This is a genomic window from Parabacteroides sp. AM17-47 (genome assembly GCF_003434625.1).
Lineage (GTDB): Bacteria > Bacteroidota > Bacteroidia > Bacteroidales > Tannerellaceae > Parabacteroides > Parabacteroides distasonis.
On the sequence record NZ_QTLI01000007.1, the window covers coordinates 142,153 to 158,090 of the forward strand.

The 15,938-nt window shown below is 45.4% G+C and carries 16 protein-coding genes; 9 read left to right on the top strand and 7 right to left on the bottom strand.

Annotated elements, in window-relative coordinates:
* Window positions 1–6 precede the first annotated feature (6 nt).
* Complete coding sequence (locus DW205_RS07225) at window positions 7–588, top strand: hypothetical protein (protein ID WP_005864719.1); 582 nt, start codon at window positions 7–9, stop codon at window positions 586–588.
* Window position 589: 1 nt separating this feature from the next.
* Entirely contained in the window at window positions 590–1,207 is a 618-nt protein-coding gene (locus DW205_RS07230) for a 4'-phosphopantetheinyl transferase superfamily protein (RefSeq protein WP_005864721.1), read from the top strand.
* A gap of 109 nt (window positions 1,208–1,316) precedes the next feature.
* Here DW205_RS07230 and DW205_RS07235 read toward each other — a convergent pair whose 3' ends face one another.
* Genes DW205_RS07235 through DW205_RS07250 form a run of 4 tightly spaced genes read right to left on the bottom strand, consistent with a single transcriptional unit; the run spans window position 1,317 to window position 4,783 of the window.
* Window positions 1,317–2,060 (bottom strand): shikimate dehydrogenase, encoded by a 744-nt coding sequence (locus tag DW205_RS07235; protein ID WP_005864723.1) that lies wholly within the window; start codon window positions 2,058–2,060, stop codon window positions 1,317–1,319.
* A gap of 14 nt (window positions 2,061–2,074) precedes the next feature.
* Window positions 2,075–2,818 (bottom strand): bifunctional demethylmenaquinone methyltransferase/2-methoxy-6-polyprenyl-1,4-benzoquinol methylase UbiE, encoded by a 744-nt coding sequence (ubiE, locus tag DW205_RS07240; protein ID WP_005864725.1) that lies wholly within the window; start codon window positions 2,816–2,818, stop codon window positions 2,075–2,077.
* 10 nt (window positions 2,819–2,828) lie between these two features.
* A complete protein-coding gene (locus tag DW205_RS07245) occupies window positions 2,829–3,779 on the bottom strand; it encodes a phosphoribosylaminoimidazolesuccinocarboxamide synthase (protein WP_005864727.1) in 951 nt (316 codons plus the stop codon).
* An 11-nt stretch (window positions 3,780–3,790) separates the two neighbouring features.
* Complete coding sequence (locus tag DW205_RS07250) at window positions 3,791–4,783, bottom strand: PhoH family protein (protein WP_005854625.1); 993 nt, start codon at window positions 4,781–4,783, stop codon at window positions 3,791–3,793.
* Between the two features lie 226 nt (window positions 4,784–5,009).
* Here DW205_RS07250 and DW205_RS07255 point away from each other — a divergent pair, with 226 nt between their 5' ends.
* Entirely contained in the window at window positions 5,010–5,669 is a 660-nt protein-coding gene (locus DW205_RS07255; RefSeq protein ID WP_005864729.1) for a DUF5715 family protein, read from the top strand.
* On the opposite strand, the gene DW205_RS07260 is transcribed toward DW205_RS07255, so the two are convergent.
* Window positions 5,650–6,177, bottom strand: coding sequence for an O-acetyl-ADP-ribose deacetylase (locus DW205_RS07260; RefSeq protein WP_005864731.1), 528 nt, complete (start codon window positions 6,175–6,177; stop codon window positions 5,650–5,652). The genes DW205_RS07255 and DW205_RS07260 overlap by 20 nt on opposite strands.
* A 334-nt stretch (window positions 6,178–6,511) precedes the next feature.
* Here DW205_RS07260 and DW205_RS07265 point away from each other — a divergent pair, with 334 nt between their 5' ends.
* Genes DW205_RS07265 through DW205_RS07280 form a run of 4 tightly spaced genes read left to right on the top strand, consistent with a single transcriptional unit; the run spans window position 6,512 to window position 10,183 of the window.
* Window positions 6,512–6,883, top strand: a complete 372-nt coding sequence (locus DW205_RS07265; protein WP_005864733.1) for a DUF2141 domain-containing protein — start codon at window positions 6,512–6,514, stop codon at window positions 6,881–6,883.
* A gap of 4 nt (window positions 6,884–6,887) precedes the next feature.
* Window positions 6,888–9,266, top strand: coding sequence for an outer membrane beta-barrel family protein (locus DW205_RS07270; protein ID WP_005864735.1), 2,379 nt, complete (start codon window positions 6,888–6,890; stop codon window positions 9,264–9,266).
* Window positions 9,267–9,284: 18 nt separating this feature from the next.
* The gene (locus DW205_RS07275) at window positions 9,285–9,914 is read left to right on the top strand and encodes a hypothetical protein (protein WP_005864737.1); all 630 of its coding nucleotides are present in this window, start codon (window positions 9,285–9,287) and stop codon (window positions 9,912–9,914) included.
* On the top strand, window positions 9,899–10,183 hold the full coding sequence (locus DW205_RS07280; protein ID WP_005864739.1) for a transcriptional regulator: 285 nt from the start codon (window positions 9,899–9,901) through the stop codon (window positions 10,181–10,183). Before DW205_RS07275 ends, DW205_RS07280 begins: the two co-directional genes overlap by 16 nt.
* A gap of 118 nt (window positions 10,184–10,301) precedes the next feature.
* Here DW205_RS07280 and ilvA read toward each other — a convergent pair whose 3' ends face one another.
* The gene (gene ilvA, locus DW205_RS07285) at window positions 10,302–11,501 is read right to left on the bottom strand and encodes a threonine ammonia-lyase (RefSeq protein WP_008778176.1); all 1,200 of its coding nucleotides are present in this window, start codon (window positions 11,499–11,501) and stop codon (window positions 10,302–10,304) included.
* Window positions 11,502–11,598: 97 nt separating this feature from the next.
* Between ilvA and DW205_RS07290 the strand changes: the two genes are divergently transcribed.
* Entirely contained in the window at window positions 11,599–11,958 is a 360-nt protein-coding gene (locus tag DW205_RS07290; RefSeq protein ID WP_005854641.1) for a thioredoxin domain-containing protein, read from the top strand.
* 71 nt (window positions 11,959–12,029) lie between these two features.
* On the opposite strand, the gene DW205_RS07295 is transcribed toward DW205_RS07290, so the two are convergent.
* Window positions 12,030–13,340, bottom strand: a complete 1,311-nt coding sequence (locus DW205_RS07295; RefSeq protein ID WP_005864743.1) for an anaerobic C4-dicarboxylate transporter family protein — start codon at window positions 13,338–13,340, stop codon at window positions 12,030–12,032.
* An 87-nt stretch (window positions 13,341–13,427) separates the two neighbouring features.
* Between DW205_RS07295 and galB the strand changes: the two genes are divergently transcribed.
* Window positions 13,428–15,932: a beta-galactosidase GalB gene (gene galB, locus DW205_RS07300; protein ID WP_005864745.1), complete on the top strand. Its 2,505-nt coding sequence runs from the start codon at window positions 13,428–13,430 to the stop codon at window positions 15,930–15,932.
* Window positions 15,933–15,938 lie beyond the last annotated feature (6 nt).

Below are 15,938 nucleotides of genomic sequence, written 5' to 3' on the forward strand. Positions count from 1 at the left end.
ATGTTTATGAAATGGATAGCTGCTGTCATAGGAGGGTCTCTGTTTTTAGGGATATGCTGTATTTCGTGTGTGGAATATACGCCGAAGCCACGGGGCTATGTTCGTATCGAACCTTCGAAGGCACAATATAAACCGCTTGATCTCAGTTACCTGCCTTTTAATTTTGATGTCTCTCAGACTGCGGTCATAGAGGTGCCGGATCAAAAGAAGGGTGTTACGGGCTTGAATATCTCGTATCCGGAGTTAGAGGCTAAGCTTTATTGCAGCTATTTGCCAATTACTCCCGCGTCCTTGGTGACGGTGGAGACGGAAAGCCGCTCTTTCGTCGCCCGCCAAATAAAGTCGGAGAATCGGATATCGGAGAAAGCGTATTCCAACCCTGCCGCAAACGTTTATGGCTCGCTGTTTCTTCTGGATGGAGAATCGGCTTCTCCCATACAATTCCTGTTGACAGATAGTGTATCGAATTTCTTCCGGGGAGCCTTGTATTTTGACTGTAAACCCAATGCGGATTCATTAGCTCCCGCTATCCAATATATCCGGGAAGATATCATAGAACTTATACAAACTTTTAGTTGGAAAGAATAATATGGCCTTGCTATATAAACAACTCTCGCCGCTGCATGGAGTCTGGAAAATGGAAGAAAGTTCTGATGAGCTTTTGGGGATGCTTGAGCATAAAGCGGACTATTCTTCTTTTTTGGAGCGGGTATCGGCAGAGAAGCGGAGGCAGGAACGTTTCGCCAGCCGGGTGCTTTTAAAAGAGCTTTTAGGAGAGGAGGTAAGGGTTGACTATCATTCTACGGGTGCCCCGTTCCTCGCGTGCGTACCTTTATATATAAGTATATCTCATACGAAAGATTATGTGGCGGTAATCTTGGATAAGCGTCCGACAGGGATCGATATCGAGTATCGTTCGGACCGGATCTTGAAAATACGAAGTCGCTTTATGAATCCGGAGGAAGAGGCGGGTATCGATCTGGAGCATGAGGTCGAGCATCTATTAATCCATTGGTGCGCCAAAGAAACCTTGTTCAAGATAATCGGGCAGGAAGGAGTGGACTTTCAAAAGCATCTTCACGTGAATCCTTTTCCTTATTTATCGAGTGGGACGTTTAAGGGACGAGAAACCCGGACCGAGGCATGCCGGGAATATGAGTTGGCATATCAAGTTACACCGGACTATGTATTGACTTGGTTGAAGTAAGTTAACTTCATACGCTTGTGAAGTTAACTTCATTGACTAACGAAGCTAACTTCATTGGCTCACGAAGCTAGCTTCATCAAATCATGTGGTTGGAAAGATATCGTTCGATCTATTTCTGCCAGATCTCCCAAGCGGCGAAAGCCTGTAATAGAAGCATTTCCAGACCATTTTTCACGATGGCGCCTTTTTCTTTTCCTTTCTTCATGAAAAGGGTCTCATCCGGATTGTAAAGTAAATCATACAATAGATGATTCGGCGTAAGTAAATCGTACGGGATATCCGGACATGAGTCTATATTAGGGAACATGCCTAAGGGAGTCGTGTTTACGATCACCGTATATTGCTCCATGGTTTTCGGAGTAATCTCATCGTACGTGATACAAAATTCTTTCGGTTTGCGAGAAACCAGCGTGGCACCAACGCCTAGCTGTTTCAGTCCGTGGAAGACTGCCTTCGACGCCCCTCCCGTACCAAGGATCAACGCTTTCCGGTGCGTTTCTTTCAATAAAGGATCAATCGATTGCTTGAATCCGATAATATCCGAGTTATATCCTTTCAGTTTAAGTTTGCCGAAAAGACCTTTTGTGAACTTGATGACATTTACCGCTCCGATCTGACGGGCATCGTCATCCAAATCGTCTAAATATGGGATTACTTGTTCCTTATAAGGAATGGTCACGTTTAAACCGTTAAGTTCAGGGTTTTCTTTGATTACGTTCTTAATCTCCTTGATAGAGGGAATCTCGAAATTCAAGTACTCAGCGTCGATCTTCTCCGCTTCAAACTTCTGGTTGAAATACGTTTTAGAAAACGAATGTCCGAGGGGATATCCCAGTAAGCCATATTTCTGCATAACCTTTTTATTGTTTATTCTTTAGATCCTGTATATAATGAACAGATCCCGAAGGTAAAGGTCCGTACACGGGCCTGCTTGAAGCCTTGGCGGGTGAGTAAATCCGTCATGACCTTTCCCTGAGGAACTACCTTGATGGAAGCCGGCAAATAATTATACGCGACTTTTTCTTTAGAGAGTAGACGTCCGATAAAGGGGATGACGGTCTTTGAATAGATCTGGTAGAGTTGTCTCATGGGAAAATGTTCCGGTGTGGAAAGTTCCAAGATCATGATATGCCCACCGGGTTTCAGCACCCGGTACATCTCTGAGATACCTTGCTCTATGTTCTCAAAATTACGAACCCCGAAAGCGGCGGTTACGGCATCGAACGAGTTTTCCTCGTAGGTCAAGGCCGTACAGTCCTGTTGCTCGAAGGATATATGCTCCGAATAACCGGCGGCAGCTACTTTTTTCCGTCCCACTTCCATCATGCCTAACGAGATGTCGGCACCGACGATATGGTCGGGTCGCAGCTTTTTGTACATGGAGATAGCCAAGTCTCCGGTACCGGTAGCGATATCCAGTATCGTTTTAGGAGAGAAAGGACGCAGGAAAGCGATCCCTTTCCTGCGCCATATCTTGTCGATACCAAATGAGAGAGTATGGTTGAGTTGATCATACGTTTCGGCTATCGAGTCGAACATACGTTTGACTTGCGTGCCCTTTTGTTCCTCTTTGTTATAAGGAAGTATTGTCTCTGAACCATACTGTGTCATGTGCGGTATCTTATTTATTCTGTAAATATTCGGTAACGTTTTTCTCGATGCGGTTCAGCAAATTATCAGTCTCGCCTTTTACGAAAGTCTCCCCTGTGATATGCTCGAACAATTCGATATATCGGTTGCTGATTCCTTCTACGATCTCCGGTGTCATTTCAGGAACTTTCTGTCCGGATTTACCTTGGAAGCCATTTTCCATCAACCATTCGCGGACGAACTCCTTGGAAAGTTGCTTCTGCGGTTCCCCTTTGGCGAAACGATCCTCGTATCCTTCTGAGTAGAAATAACGGGAGGAATCCGGAGTATGGATCTCGTCGATCAAATAGATCTTGCCGTCACGATGACCGAACTCATATTTCGTGTCAACCAAGATCAAGCCACGTTCCTTAGCGATCTCGGTACCGCGTTTAAACAAGGCCATCGTATATTTCTCAAGAACCTCGTAGTCCTCTTTAGAGACCAAACCTTTAGCGAGAATCTCCTCTTTAGAGATATCTTGATCATGCTCTCCGATCTCAGCCTTTGTGGTCGGGGTGATGATGGGTTCGGGGAAACGTTGGTTTTCACGCATACCCTCCGGTAGTTTCACGCCGCAGATCTCACGCACGCCGCTCTTATAAGCACGCCATGCGCTTCCGCACAGATAACCGCGTACGATCATCTCAACCGGGAAACCTTGGCATTGAACGCCAACCGTTACCATCGGGTCCGGAGTCGCCATTTTCCAGTTCGGACAAATATCAGTCGTAGCGTCAAGGAACTTGGCGGCGATCTGGTTTAACATTTGTCCCTTGTAAGGAATACCTTCCGGCAAGATAACATCGAAAGCGGAAATACGGTCTGTAGCGACCATTACCAATACCTCGTCATTGATGTTGTACACGTCGCGTACTTTCCCATGGTATACGCTCTTTTGTCGCGGGAAATTGAAGTCTGTTTTAACTAATGCCTTCTTCATGACTCTTACTTTTAGTTGTTGTCTATATTCGTTTTCTTCTCTTTTGCCTCTTTGATCTCTTTCTTCCGTTTATCATCGAACTTATCATAAGCCTCTACGATTCGTTGGACAAGTTTATGCCGGACAATATCTTTCTTGGTGAACTCGATCTTACCGATCCCGTTTACGCCCTTCAATATTTGCATGGCCTGTATCAATCCGGACGTGGTAGAAGGCGGAAGGTCTATCTGCGTGACATCTCCGGTGACGATCATCTTGGCGTTCATACCCAAGCGGGTCAAGAACATCTTGATTTGATGCGTCGTCGTGTTTTGCGCCTCGTCCAATATAATGACGGCGTCGTTCAAGGTACGACCGCGCATAAACGCTAGCGGGGCGATCTGTATCACGTTATTCTCCATATATTCCTTCAGCTTGGCTGCCGGTATCATATCCTGCAAGGCATCGTAAAGCGGTTGCAGATAGGGATCTAGCTTATCTTTCATCTCACCCGGCAAGAAACCCAGTTTTTCTCCGGCTTCCACGGCGGGACGGCTTAAGATGATCTTCCGTACTTCCTTATTCTTTAATGCTTTTACGGCTAGGGCGATAGCGACGAATGTTTTGCCCGAACCGGCGGGTCCTGTGGCGAAAACCAGATCGTTGTTCTCGAAAGCCTTTACCAATAACTGTTGATTCTCGGTACGTGCGGTAATCGGCTTGCCATTCATGCCGTGGATGATCAGGTTCTCCTGCTTCACGACCGTGGGACCTTTCCCTTTTATAATATCCAGAATCACGTCTTCGGAGAGCGAGTTAAACTCCTCACAGTATTTTTCCACCTCACGGATTTTCTTGAGAAAAAGCTCGGACTCATCCTCATCTCCAATCACTTTCATCACATTTCCACGGGCAACGATACGCAATTTCGGAAACAATGTCTTGATCAATTGCATATTAGAGTTATTCACACCGTAGAAAATTACCGGGTCTACGCTTTCAAGAATATAAATTCTTTCAATCATCCGCTATTCCTTTTATTAAATTACGCTTCAAAAAGATGTGCTATTTTTTATTATTCGAATCAAGTTACAAAATTAGTAATATTCTTTATCCATTGATGCAAAGGGAGAAGTTTTATTTCACGGGAACACATCTTTCAGCCGTCCGTCTACCATTTAGAGAAAAACTAATTGGAGTTAAGGGGTAATTTCGGATTTTTCCGTATGTTTGTCTGGCAAAACGAAGGTAATGAAGATGAAGACTGTGTTTAATGTGATGTTGTTGCTGGCCGTGATCGTGTCGGCGACGGCTTTTTCTTCTTGTAAGGAGAAAAGAGGTGAATTGAAGAAGATTTGGTACAATGGAAGCTATAATCGTGATTTTAATGATTTGAATGACGTTCATTTGTCCGTCGCGAAGAAGATCGGCATAGAGCCTGTCTCTTCGAGGGAAGGAGCGGAGCACGCCTCCCGGGATATGGTGGAGATCAAGACGAATGACTATTACGAGGTAGAGGAGTTGACGCACTCTATTCCGTATTTGGTGCCGGAAGCCGCTAATCTGCTGGAGGATATCGGGAAAAACTTCCAAGACTCATTGAAAAACTTGAATGCTTCCATCTATAAAATAAAGGTAACCAGTGTAACCCGTACGGTTGCCGATGTCAAGAAATTGAGAAAAAGGAATACGAACTCTTCTCTCAACTCTGCCCACCAATACGGAACTACGTTCGATGTATCATGGGTACGCTATACTAAGATAGATGAGAAAGATACCTTAAATATTGATAAGGACCGCTTGAAAATGGTGCTTGCCTCCGTGCTTCGTGATTTGCGCAGGGCGGATCGTTGCTATATCAAGCACGAACGCAAGCAAGGGTGTTTCCACATTACGGCTCGTGAGTTGTAATTTGTTCCAGCGCTTTCGTATAAACCGATTTGTCGTATCCGGAGAAACAGCACATCGTGACTTGCTGGATTTCCGGATTCTCTTTTAGGAAGGTATCGATCGTGCGGATCGCTATCTGTGCCGCCTCCTCGATAGGATAGCCATATACGCCGGTGCTTATTGATGGGAAAGCGATTGTTCTCAGTCTGTTCTCTTTCGCCAATCGCAAGGAGTTTCGATAACAATTTTCCAGTAGCTCCGGCTCTCCGTGTTGTCCGTTTCGGTAGATGGGACCGACGGTGTGTATGACATGACGGGCTTTCAATCGATAACCTTTCGTTATCTTCGCCTCTCCGGTCGGGCATCCTTGTAAAGTCCGGCATTCGTCAAGGAGTTCCGGACCGGCGGCCCAATGGATGGCACCGTCTACGCCGCCACCTCCCAATAAGCTATTGTTCGCGGCATTTACGATGGCGTCTACATCCAATGTCGTAATATCTGCTTGTATAGCAATTATTCGTTCGTTCATATCTTTAGTTATTTGTATGTTGGTCCTGTTCATATATATTCTAAATGTGCGCAATATAGCGAAAAAGTTGCTTTGTTTCAAACTTAAAATAGTTGTTTTGAAAGCATGTACGTGTTTTCTAGGAGGGTTAGTGGGGGATTTTGGCTGTATTTTGCAGAGTCAAATTTTTATTGGAATATTTTATAATATTATTTGGTTTATAAAATAAACTTGTCTATATTTGCGATGTGCAAAGAGTGATGCGCAGCTCCTTTGCATTTTTTTATCCATGGATGGTTTATAAAATAAACTTGTTTGCAGTAACAGTGATAATAATTAAGAGGAGGATACTAAAATGAGACGAGTTTTATTCATATTATCTTTATTCATGTTGGTATGTGGTTGCATAGAGGCACGTACTATTATTGTAGAGATTGGAAATATACGTGATAACCATGGGAATATCCTAGTTATGGCTCAGTCAGGAAAAGATACCAAGCCTGTTTATGGCATGGCGAAGTCTGAGAAAGGAAAGGTTACGATCCGGCTGGAAAACGTGGATTGGGAAAAGTTTGATCTGTCCGTATTCCATGACGAGAACGAGAATTGGCAAATGGATATGCTGGAAGGAAAAGGGCCTGCGGAAGGATATGTGTTGAAAAGTTGCGAGGTGAAGGATGAGGAAGCGACTTTCAAATTAAAACTGTATTATCCGGTAAATCAATAGAGCCATGGTACGGTTTTTACTACTATGGCTCTGGATTTTGGCGATAGGCGGGAGTAGTGCCCAAAAGATCTCGGGACAAACGGTTTATAAAGCCCATGTTTCCGATGCGGAGGGAAATGCCGTGGAATATGCGACCGCTGTGCTTTTATCGGGAGAAAAACAGGTAGAGGGTACCGTGGCCAATAGTGATGGCGATTTTAGCATGGAGGCGGAGGCTGGGAAGTATAGGCTTGTTGTTCAATGCCTCGGATACGAGCCTTTACGGAAAGAGCTGATCTTGCCGATAAAACGGCGGGATTCCTTGATTCTAGATCTATCGAACCATGTTCTGAGGGAAGTCGTTGTTCAAGCGAAGAATATCGAGCGGAAGGCGGACCGCTTTATCATGTCGGTCATGCCATCTGCCGGAAAGGATGGTACGGAATTATTGTCACAGGCACCGGGTGTCTGGCTCTCGGATGAAACTATCTCGATAAACGGGGCGCAAGGAACGAAGGTGTTTGTGGATGATCGTGAGATTCGTTTAACGGGAGAGGAACTACTGGCTTATTTGCGGTCTTTGAAATCGGAGGATATAAAAAGGATTGAGGTAATACCGATCGCGGGAGTTGAGTATGAGGCCTCAACTAAGGGTGGAGTGATCAAGATCTCATTGCGGCGACGTCCGGATAACGGTATGCAAGGATATGTATCTTTAGGTACGTCATTGTCTCCATCTTTACAAGGGTATATTCCATCGGCGTCCGTAAATGCACGTGTCGGGAAATGGAGCTTGAATGGAGCGGTATCGGGTACTTTTACTCCCCGGGATAAAGGAGAGATGAACTCCAACAGGGAATACGGAACGGTGGGGAATAAGTTTGTGTCTCAATCTTTGTATGATACGGATTCCAAATATGGGAATGGACGTGTCGGGGCTATTTTCGAGATCGATTCGCTGAATAGTGTCGGAGCTGAGATCGAATATATCAATCAAGCTTCGGATGGAACATCTTGGAGTCAAACGGATTTAGTAAAGAACTCTTATCCTATGAAGAGTACGGGGAATTATCGACAGAAGGATGATTATAACACGTTTTCCGCTACGGTCAATTACTTACGCGAAATGGATGATCGAGGCTCGGTATTTAAGGTCATAGCCGATTACGTAAGTAAGCGATCAACCGGGGATAATTTCCATACGATCTGTTATGAACAGTCTAGTTGGAGCTATGACACGGTTTACCGGAGTCATGCGGCGGCGGATTATGATATGGCGACAACCGATATTTCTTTCCAAAAGAATTTGCGTGAAAAAATGTCTTTGAAAATCGGGACCAAATATGCCTATACATTGATGGATGATCATTCCTTGTATGAGGGGGTAACCTCTAGTGGTAGCTGGATTCCAAATGAGGAATATGGATATACCTTGAGATATAATGAAAATATAGTAGGAGCTTACGCCTCTTTCTCTGCGGAGATCAAGAACTGGTCGTTTGCTGCGGGGGTACGTGCGGAATATTCCAAGACGTCGGATAGAAGTGAGGATTTTAGTCGGGATTATCTGGATCTTTTTCCGAACTTGAGCGTGACCTATGCGTTCGATCCCATCAAGAGGTGGATGCTGGTCGGGCAATATGCTCGTAATATCGAACGTCCTCCGTTCTATACCTTGAATCCGAATCGTATACAGAGTTCGGACTATAGCTACCAGATCGGGAATCCCTATCTGCGTCCTACTTATATCAATCGTTTCAGTGTAACGTTGGTTTATAATTATCGTTATACGGTGACTGTAGGAGGAAACTTGCACCACGACTTGATCCGGGAGTTCTGTAAACAAGATGTGGCGAATCCCGATGTATCCTATATCACGTATGAAAATCACGATCGGGAAAACCATTGGTTTGTAGCGGTCAGCTTGCCGTATCAACCCTTTACTTGGTGTAACTTGACAGGGAATTTCATAGGCGTACGGCAGGATATCCGGATGACGGAATTGTCTTCTTTCTTGTCTCATTATTTAGGGTTTGCCAATGCGATCGCTACCTTTGCATTGCCGGCAGGTTTTACGGTGGAGGCCCGGTATAGTGGAACGAGCCGGCTATATTCCGGTAATAGCGAGGTCGCCCCCCGGCATACGGTTGGAGTAATGGCGAGAAAGAAACTATTTAATGATAAGCTATTGTTGGCAGTTTCAGTCGATAATATCTTTAACCAAGCCAATGAGTACGCCAGTACGTTGGATGTTTATCGAACATCATCCCGTTATGAAAACGGACTTACTGGAAGGGTCTTTAAGGTTGCGTTGACATGGAATTTCAATAGCGGAAAGAAAGTAAGGAAGAGTAAGATTGAGATAGGTTCCGGTTCCGAACGGAGTCGCCTGAATGAAAAATAACATAAAATAAATACAATTATGGAAGATAGAAAATTATCAGAAAAAGAAAGTCTGGATATTATCACTCAGATGATTAACTCCAGTAAGCGAAACATGAAAGTAGGGAGTGGCAATGTGTTACTTTATTGGGGATATTTTACTGTGCTCTTATCGGTCGTGATATCCTCCTTGATATTGTGTACTCAAAATTATATTTGGTCTTGGGGATGGATGCTCATGTTTGCTGTCGGACCAGTTATTTCATATAAGCAAAGAGGTTGTGAGCCGGCCGTGGTGACTTATACGGACAAGACGATCTCCAAGGTATGGCAAGTGTTTGGCTGTATGTTTGGACTGACGTTCGTCTTGATCGCGGTATTTTGTGCGCTTTATGGGCAATCCGTCAATTTTATATTGATGCTTCCTTTATCGTTATTATATTGTGGATTAGGGGTATCTATAAATGGCATTATCTTGCGGGAGAAATGGATGATTTACTCTCCGGTGGTTGCTTTCGTTTTAGTTATCCACATGCTGATGAGTTTGATAAATCATGATCCTGTCACAGTTTTATGGTATTTGTATTTTGGCCTTTCATTTGTGGTAATGATGATTATTCCCGGGCATATTCTTAATAATAAAGCTAAAAAACAATGTTTAAAGAATTAGATCCTTTATTGCATTCCCAACTCCGGCTAGCGGTGATGTCCATTTTACTATCGGTGGAGGAGGCGGAGTTTGTCTATATCAAGGAGAAGACGAGCGCTACCGCAGGAAATCTCAGCGTCCAATTGGACAAACTTAATGAAGCTGGTTATATCGAGATCGAGAAGGGGTTTGCCGGGAAGAAGCCCCGAACGGTTTGCCGGATCACAGATAAAGGACGCTTGGCGATGGAGGAGTATGTGAATACATTAAGACAATATATTAATATTTAGCTTGTGCCATTCTTAGGGCACGCTTGTGCCACCGTGATGGCACGGCTGTGCCACGCCTATGGAAAGTAGTGGCACAGTAATGGTTTGCCAATCAATTGTATGCTTAGGGGCGAATTGTTTATCCTTCCACTATCTTATATCCCGAAACGGTGAGTAATTGCCGGATCTCATTAATCTGCTGTTGATTCCTTGTTTCCATCTCCAACCGCAGATAACAGCCATTGATATCAGCCGTATGGCTGACACGCTCGTGATATACGGATACTACGTTAGCGCCGGTAGAGGCAATGATTTCAGATACGTGCTGTAGTTGTCCGGGTTTGTCTACCAATTCGATCGTCATGGAACAAGAGCGGCCGGATTTCTGCAAACCACGTCCGATTACCCGGGAAAGGATATTCACGTCGATATTTCCGCCGGAAATCAAACAGATTACTTTTTTCCCTTTGATGGGTACTTTATTAAACATGGCGGCGGCCACGGCTACGGCACCCGCCCCTTCGGCGATTAATTTATGTTGCTCGATCAATGCGAGGATAGCGGTGGAAATCTCATCGTCTGTCACGGATACGATCTCGTCCACATATTGCTGGCAAAGATCGAAAGTATGTATTCCCGGTTCTTTTACGGCGATACCGTCGGCTATGGTACGGACACCTTTGAGGCGTTCGATTTTCCCATGCTCGATAGAGTTTAACATGCTGGGCGCTCCTTTGGCTTGCACTCCGTAAACTCTGATATTCGGGTTCAAGTTCTTGATGGCATAGGCGACTCCGGAGATCAGCCCACCCCCTCCGATCGGAATGATTACGGCCTCTACTTCCGGGAGTTGTTCCAATAACTCCAAACCGATGGTCCCTTGTCCGGCGATCACATCCTCATCATCAAACGGATGGATAAATGTGTATCCTTTCTCATCCTTCAATTGTAAAGCCTTGTTATAGGCGTCATCGTAAACACCTTCGACAAGGCATACATCTGCCCCATAAGATTTAGTAGCCTCGACTTTAGAGATAGGAGCGTTATCGGGCAAGCAGATTAAGGACTTGATACCATGAGCGGTAGCCGCTAATGCCACACCTTGGGCATGGTTTCCCGCCGAGCAAGCCACTACGCCATGCGATTTCTCTTCTTCCGTAAGCTGGGCGATCTTGAAACAAGCGCCGCGCACTTTAAACGATCCGGTTACTTGTAAGTTCTCTGGTTTTAGAAAAATATGGGATTCCGGATTGATATTGGGAGCGCTGATTAAATCAGTGCGTCTGATGACTGTCTTCAAGGCATATGATGCCTGATAAATTTTATCAAGTGTGAGCATTCTGTCTGTTGTTAAAACGATGCCGCGAAAGTATAAAAAATACCGCAACCTATTCATACTTATCTTTGTTATATTATAAATCAAAATATAGAGAAGTATGGTAGTGATCGATTTAACGAAAGATGGTTTTATCGCCAATGTAGGTGATTTTGAGGCGAATCCCAAAGATTGGAAATATATAGGAAGTCGTCCTTGCCTCATAGATTTTCACGCTCCTTGGTGCGGTTATTGCAAACGCTTAAGCCCTATATTGGATGAGTTTGCCAAAGAATTTGATGGGAAGATTTATATTTATAAGGTGGATGTAGATCAAGAGGAGGCACTCGAGACAGCCTTTAATATCCGAACGATTCCCACTTTGATGTTTTGCCCGCTAGACGGCCCCCGTGAGATGATGATTGGCACGATGGGAAAACTGGAGTTAAAGCAGTTGATTCAGGAAAAATTGTTGAAGTAATATAATATGATATATGGTGTGGGGTGTAGAGACGTAGCGTGTATGCTGCGTCTCTATTTTTTGCTTTCTTATTATATGAATTGAATGAATAGTAACCCCAATCCTACAGAAACCCCAGTCGCTATCAATCCCGGCATCATGAAAGAATGGTTCAAGATGTATTTACCGATGCGGGTCGTGCCTGTACGATCGAAGTTGATGGCGGCTACGACTGTCGGGTAGTTTGGGATGAAGAAATAACCGTTTACGGCGGGGAATAAAGCGATCAACATATAGGGTGAGATTCCCAATGCGATCCCTAGCGGCAATAACGCACGAATGGTAGCCGCTTGGCTAAATAATAAAATGGACATTACGAAAAGGGCCAATCCGAATAACCAAGGCATCTGTGTAACTATATGCTCGATAGATCCCTTTAATTCAGTCATATTGCCGGCGATAAATGTATCTCCCATCCAAGCGATACCGAAGATCGCTACCACCGCTTGCATGCCTGCGGAAAAAACGGAACCCTGTGCGGCCTTGATTCCATCCGTTTTTGTGAATAATAAGATGAAAGCGGAGGCTGTCAACATTAATACCTCAATAATATGTGACATCTGCATCGAGACCTTTTCCGTGCCGACGGTAAAGACCGGACGTAGGGACTCCATAGAACCAAAAATAACGATCGCTATCGTTGCGAGAACAAATATAGCGACCGATAAAGCCGCTTTCTTTTGGTTTTCCACGCCTTTCGTCTCGTAATGCTTCGTACTGAACTCATGGTTCGCTACCCGCTTTAAGTATTCCGGATCTTGATCCAATTCTTTACCAACCCTTAAAGAATAGATCGCTCCCGCCAATACCCCCAATAAAGTACAGGGAACAGATATCATAAGGATATCCATCAAGGAGATATGATATCCGGATAACATACTAAGCATCGCTACCGTAGCCGCCGATATCGGACTGGCCGTAATAGCCTGCTGGGAAGCGATCACGGCGATCGCCATCGGACGTTCGGGACGGATCTTCGTTTCCGTAGCGACCTCGGCGATTACCGGAAGGACCGAATAAGCCACATGCCCCGTTCCGGCTATGAAGGTAAACAAATAGGTGACGAACGGGCTTAATATCGTGATTCGTTGAGGATTCTTGCGAAGCAATTTCTCCGCCCACTTAACCATCAGATCAAGTCCACCAGCGGCTTGCATACAACTAGCTGCCGCTATTACGGCAACGATCATAAGCATGACATCGATAGGAGGGGAAGTGGGCTGGAGCCCGAATCCAAAGGTGAGTATACCGAGTCCGAGACCTCCTAACACGCCTAATCCGATACCACCGATACGGGCACCTATGATGATGGCTATTAAAACGAAAGCTAATTGTAACAACATGCTGTGCAATTCTTTTGATTTAGTTTGTATTGGAGACAAAAATACTTATTTTTGTTCCGCTATGAATAACAAAAACACAAAAAACGAATGAAAAGAACAAGTTTCGCTATTTTGATCGGTTTGTTTTGCCTTTTCCCTGCGCTTTTCTCGCAAGTACGCAGTGAGTTCCTGTTGGAAAAGAATTGGAAGTTCGCCCGGGAAGACTGCCCGGAGTTTATCAATCCTACTTTCAATGATAGTAAGTGGCAATCCGTGACCGTTCCGCATGATTGGGCGATTTACGGCCCTTTCAGCTCTCAGAATGATAAGCAAGAGGTCGCTATCGCCCAAGACGGACAAACGGAGGCCATGGAACATGCCGGCCGAACCGGAGGTTTGCCTTTCGTGGGAGTCGGCTGGTACCGGACCGAGTTTGAAGTTCCTCAATTTACGGATGGGAAGCGTGCCACGATCCTGTTCGACGGTGCGATGAGCCATGCCAAGGTCTACGTGAACGGGCAAGAGGTTGGATATTGGCCGTATGGCTATAATTCTTTCTATTTCGATATCACGAAACAGCTCATCCCGGGGAAAAAGAACACCTTGGCGGTTCGCCTTGAGAACTTGCCGGAATCCTCCCGTTGGTATCCGGGAGCGGGACTATATAGGAATGTACATGTAATCGTGACGGAAAACGCCTATATCCCGGTCTGGGGAACTTATATTACGACCCCGACCGCCACGAAGGAATTTGCGAAAGTCAATGTACAGACGAAAATCGTACTGCCGGAAGGGGCCGATGCCAGCAAGTATAGCGTGAAAACCAGTGTATGGAATCCGAACGGGCAAAAGTTGACGGAGCAGACTACGCCTCTCTCACAGATTAAGTACAATGATAATAGCCTCTCCCAAGAGTTTATCATCCAGACCCCGACTTTATGGTCGCCGGATATGCCTGCCTTGTATTCTGCGGAGACTCGTTTATATGAGGGCGATCAACTGAAAGATCTCTATACGACCCCATTCGGTATCCGTTCGATCGAGATCATTCCGAATAAAGGCTTTTTCTTGAATGGTGAGAAGACGGTATTCAAAGGCGTTTGTAATCACCATGACTTAGGCCCGTTAGGGGCTGCCGTCAATGATGCCGCTATCCGTCGTCAGATCCGGATCTTGAAGGACATGGGATGCAACGCTATCCGTACTTCCCATAATATGCCGGCTCCCGAGTTGGTAAAGGCTTGCGATGAGATGGGTATGATGTTGATGGCAGAGAGCTTCGACGAATGGAACAAGGCGAAATGCGCGAACGGCTATAATTTGATTTTCGACGAATGGGTGGAGAAAGACCTCGTGAATTTGGTACATCATTACCGGAATAACCCGAGCGTCGTGATGTGGTGCGTCGGTAACGAGGTGCCTAACCAATGGGATGAGAGCGGTTGTAAGATCTCTAGGTTCTTGCAGGATATCTGCCATCGGGAAGACCCGACTCGTCCGGTGACGCAAGGTATGGATGCCCCGGATGCCGTCGTGAATAATAATATGGCGGCGGTGATGGATGTGGCTGGATTCAATTATCGTCCGTTCCGTTATCAAGTGAATTATAAGAAACTGCCTCAGCAAATAATCTTGGGAAGCGAGACGGCCTCCACAGTTAGCTCACGAGGGGTTTATAAATTCCCGGTAGAGCGTAAGGCGATGGCTGTCTATGAGGATCACCAAAGTTCCTCGTACGACGTGGAGCATTGCAACTGGTCTAATCTGCCGGAAGACGATTTTATCCAGCATGAGGACCTTCCGTATTGTATCGGGGAATTCGTATGGACAGGATTTGATTATCTGGGCGAGCCTACTCCTTATTATACGAATTGGCCAAGCCATAGCTCCTTGTTCGGTATTATCGATTTGGCGGGTATCCCCAAGGATCGTTACTATCTATACCGTAGTCATTGGAACAAAAGCGCCAAGACCTTGCATATCCTGCCGCATTGGACATGGCCGGGACGTGAGGGCGAGGTGACACCCGTATTCGTTTATACCAATTATCCTTCCGCCGAATTGTTTATCAACGGAAAGAGCCAAGGGAAACGTACGAAAGATCTAAGCATCGGTATCGATAGTAGTTATACCGAAGCGGCTCAAAAGAGTTTCGAGCGCCAGAAACGGTATCGCTTGATGTGGATGGATACCAAATACGAGCCGGGAACTTTGAAGGTGGTCGCTTATGATAAGGAGGGTAACGCTGTGGCCGAGGAGGAGGTTCATACCGCAGGGAAGCCGCATCATATTGAGTTATCCGCCGATCGTAACCAATTGACGGCTGACGGAAAAGACCTTTCTTTCATCAATGTTAGAGTCGTAGACAAGAACGGTAACCTTTGTCCGGATGATACCCGACAGATCCAGTTTAAGGTTCGTGGTGCCGGAGCCTACCGTGCGGCGGCAAATGGAAATAGCGCCAGTCTGGAACTCTTCCATCTTCCGGAAATGAAACTGTTTAGCGGGCAACTTACCGCTATCGTGCAGACGGCCGAGGAACCGGGAACGATCTATTTCGAGGCTTCCGCACCGGGAGTAAAAGGGGCGACCTTGGAATTGATCAGTAAATAAGCTTGA

Excerpts from the sequence above, each read along its gene's own strand:
- DW205_RS07225 (WP_005864719.1), top strand. The coding sequence starts at position 7 with ATGAAATGGATAGCTGCTGTCATAGGAGGGTCTCTGTTTTTAGGGATA.
- DW205_RS07230 (WP_005864721.1), top strand. The coding sequence starts at position 590 with ATGGCCTTGCTATATAAACAACTCTCGCCGCTGCATGGAGTCTGGAAA.
- DW205_RS07235 (WP_005864723.1), bottom strand. The coding sequence starts at position 2,060 with ATGCAGAAATATGGCTTACTGGGATATCCCCTCGGACATTCGTTTTCT.
- ubiE (WP_005864725.1), bottom strand. The coding sequence starts at position 2,818 with ATGACACAGTATGGTTCAGAGACAATACTTCCTTATAACAAAGAGGAA.
- DW205_RS07245 (WP_005864727.1), bottom strand. The coding sequence starts at position 3,779 with ATGAAGAAGGCATTAGTTAAAACAGACTTCAATTTCCCGCGACAAAAG.
- DW205_RS07250 (WP_005854625.1), bottom strand. The coding sequence starts at position 4,783 with ATGATTGAAAGAATTTATATTCTTGAAAGCGTAGACCCGGTAATTTTC.
- DW205_RS07255 (WP_005864729.1), top strand. The coding sequence starts at position 5,010 with ATGAAGATGAAGACTGTGTTTAATGTGATGTTGTTGCTGGCCGTGATC.
- DW205_RS07260 (WP_005864731.1), bottom strand. The coding sequence starts at position 6,177 with ATGAACGAACGAATAATTGCTATACAAGCAGATATTACGACATTGGAT.
- DW205_RS07265 (WP_005864733.1), top strand. The coding sequence starts at position 6,512 with ATGAGACGAGTTTTATTCATATTATCTTTATTCATGTTGGTATGTGGT.
- DW205_RS07270 (WP_005864735.1), top strand. The coding sequence starts at position 6,888 with ATGGTACGGTTTTTACTACTATGGCTCTGGATTTTGGCGATAGGCGGG.
- DW205_RS07275 (WP_005864737.1), top strand. The coding sequence starts at position 9,285 with ATGGAAGATAGAAAATTATCAGAAAAAGAAAGTCTGGATATTATCACT.
- DW205_RS07280 (WP_005864739.1), top strand. The coding sequence starts at position 9,899 with ATGTTTAAAGAATTAGATCCTTTATTGCATTCCCAACTCCGGCTAGCG.
- ilvA (WP_008778176.1), bottom strand. The coding sequence starts at position 11,501 with ATGCTCACACTTGATAAAATTTATCAGGCATCATATGCCTTGAAGACA.
- DW205_RS07290 (WP_005854641.1), top strand. The coding sequence starts at position 11,599 with ATGGTAGTGATCGATTTAACGAAAGATGGTTTTATCGCCAATGTAGGT.
- DW205_RS07295 (WP_005864743.1), bottom strand. The coding sequence starts at position 13,340 with ATGTTGTTACAATTAGCTTTCGTTTTAATAGCCATCATCATAGGTGCC.
- galB (WP_005864745.1), top strand. The coding sequence starts at position 13,428 with ATGAAAAGAACAAGTTTCGCTATTTTGATCGGTTTGTTTTGCCTTTTC.